This is a genomic window from Stenotrophomonas sp. SMYL8, assembly GCF_036320065.1.
GTDB lineage: Bacteria > Pseudomonadota > Gammaproteobacteria > Xanthomonadales > Xanthomonadaceae > Stenotrophomonas > Stenotrophomonas maltophilia_A.
Genome location: NZ_JAWIRR010000054.1, coordinates 1 through 1,398, shown reverse-complemented (window position 1 = coordinate 1,398; position 1,398 = coordinate 1). Strand labels below are relative to the sequence as shown.

General features: G+C 67.1%; 1 protein-coding gene. It reads right to left on the bottom strand.

The window, feature by feature from the left end; genetic code table 11:
* Positions 1–72 precede the first annotated feature (72 nt).
* Positions 73–1,257 carry a mechanosensitive ion channel family protein gene (locus V3B25_RS22190; protein WP_329811555.1) on the bottom strand — a complete coding sequence of 395 codons (1,185 nt, stop codon included), beginning with the start codon at positions 1,255–1,257 and terminating at the stop codon, positions 73–75.
* Between the last annotated feature and the right edge of the window lie 141 nt (positions 1,258–1,398).

The following is a 1,398-nucleotide window of genomic DNA, read 5'->3' as shown; positions in this document are numbered from 1 at the left end:
AGCGCGCGGCGGGCGGGCCCGCCCGGGGGCCGCCCGCGCGTCCGCCCGGCGGGGCCCGCCCCGCGGCCGGCACTACCGATCCTGTGGCTCCACCGGCACGATCGCCGCCTCACCATCTTCAGCACCTGGCGAACGCACATCCGAGGTGCGTGCACGTGGACCACGCGGCATATCCAGCTCATCTTCGTGTTGCAGCCGCGCACGCACCTGCGGCAACGACTGCGGATGCTCACGTGCGAGGAAATCGAGCATGCGTTCGCGCACCAGGCAGCGAAGATCAAAGGCATCACCGGAACTGCGCGCGCTGACCAGCAGGCGCACCTGGATCGCGCGCTCGTTGGTTTCGGTCACCTGGGTCACGCAGACGCGTCCATCCCATAGCGCCTGGCCATGGCAGATGCGCTCCAGCTCGGCACGGATCGCCGCGATCGGTGCCCGATAGTCCAGCCACAGAAACGCAGTGCCGAGCAGATCGGCACTGCGCCGCGTCCAGTTCTGGAACGGGTTCTCGATGAACCAGGTCAAGGGCACCACCATCCGCCGCTCATCCCAGATCCGCACGACCACGTAGCTGCTGCCGATCTCCTCGATGCGTCCCCACTCGCCTTCGACGATCACCACGTCGTCCAGGCGGATCGGCTGCGTCAGTGCGATCTGCAGGCCGGCGATGAGGTTGCCGAACACCGGCTTGGCGGCGATGCCCGCCACCAGCCCGATCAGGCCTGCCGACGCCAGCAGCGCCGTGCCGATCTTCTGCACCATCGGGAAGGTCAACAGCACCAGCGACGCACCGAGCACGATGATGCCGCCCATCAACACCCTGCTGAGCACGCGCGTCTGGGTCTGGATGCGGCGTGCCTCCAGGTTGTCGGAGACATCGATGGGATGGCTGCGCAGGATCGCGCGCTCGCCCGCCGCCACCGCGCGTACCAGCAGCCAGACGAAGCAGGCCATCAATGCAATGTGCAGTCCGTGCTGCAGATGGCCGAGCAACGGATCCTGCAGCGGCGTCGCCTGCAAGGCGGGAATCAGCAGCAGCAGCGGCCACGCGGTGGCCAGCGGCAACCCGAGTACTCGACCGATACGCGCACGTCGGCGATCACGCCCTTTCAGCCGGTGATAGATCCACAGGATCAGCCACGCGCCTATGCCGCCCACCACTACGGCCAATCCCAACGGCCATACGTAGGCCTGTGCGCTCTGCCAGTGCACCGTTGCCACCTCCAGTCGAACAACCAGGTGGACAGCCTCGCGCATGGCGCATGAGCGTCACGTCAGCCGTTCGTAAGCAGGGTGTTGGTCGGCAGGGCTTGCAGCCCTGCACCTGCTGCGTGCTGGAGCAACAGCCGAAGCAGAAGCAGGAGCAGAAGCGGATTTCCTGTGGGATGGCGGGGTGGG